We start from the raw sequence: 977 nt of genomic DNA on the forward strand, positions 1-977 counted from the left end.
ATCGCTGCTTCCGCATCTTTGCTTATGGCGCTTTCGATGGTCATCAATGAAAGCCTCGTGGCTCGGACCTTCGCGACCTATGCACTGCGTCCTTTCGGCCTGGAAAGTAGTGGGTTGCTGCTGTCCCTTCTGGCGCTCGGCCTGATCTTCCTGGCCTACGCAATCAACGCATCGGGCAATCGCTCCGTCAGCGTGTTCTCCCTGGTCATGTCGATCATTAAAATTGGCGGGATCGTCATTTTTGCCGTGGCCGCGATCTGGGCCAGCGGTCTTGATGCCGGCGCCTTTTCTGGCGAGGCGATCTCCGGCGGCCCCGTTGATTTCGTGGCGTCGGTTGCGTTTTCGATTCTTGCTTTCAAAGGCTTCACCACGATCACCAACAGTGGCGGAGAAATCGTCGATCCGCATCGAAACGTCGGTCGTACGATCATGATCGCGATCGGTATTTGCGTCGTGACCTACCTGCTTGTCGCCATCGCCGTCGGATCGAGCCTGAGCATCGATGCTATCATAGCTGCCCGTGATTACTCGCTTGCTGCAGCTGCGGAGCCCGCGCTAGGCTGGATTGGTTTCTATTTTACCATTGCCATCGCTCTGGCTGCGACAGCCTCCGGCGTCATCGCGAGCGTCTTTGCTGTTTCGCGGATGCTGACGATGCTGACCGAAATGAAAATGATCCCGCACAGCCACTTCGGCATGAGCGGGAGCCTGCGCAGTCACCTCCTGATCTATACGGTCGTAGTGGCCGGAGCGCTTGCGGTGCTGTTTGATCTATCGCGCATCGCTGCGCTCGGCGCATTCTTTTACCTGGTGATGGACATGTTGGTTCATTGGGGCGTTTTCCGCCACCTGCGGCGAGAAGTTGGCGCCAGAGCGACGATCCTGCTTGCCGCCCTGGTCGCCGATTTCGTTGTGCTGATCGCGTTCACGATTGCCAAGCTGCAGACCGATCCAGCGATCGTTGCGTATGCGGCCGT

1 protein-coding gene is annotated in these 977 nt (G+C 58.0%); it reads left to right on the plus strand.

The window, feature by feature from the left end; translation table 11 throughout:
- Positions 1–977 (plus strand): amino acid permease (locus NN5_RS24765; protein WP_067739383.1); only part of this gene is annotated, 977 nt, incomplete at both ends.

This window comes from Novosphingobium naphthalenivorans NBRC 102051, from assembly GCF_001590985.1.
GTDB classification, from domain to species: domain Bacteria; phylum Pseudomonadota; class Alphaproteobacteria; order Sphingomonadales; family Sphingomonadaceae; genus Novosphingobium; species Novosphingobium naphthalenivorans.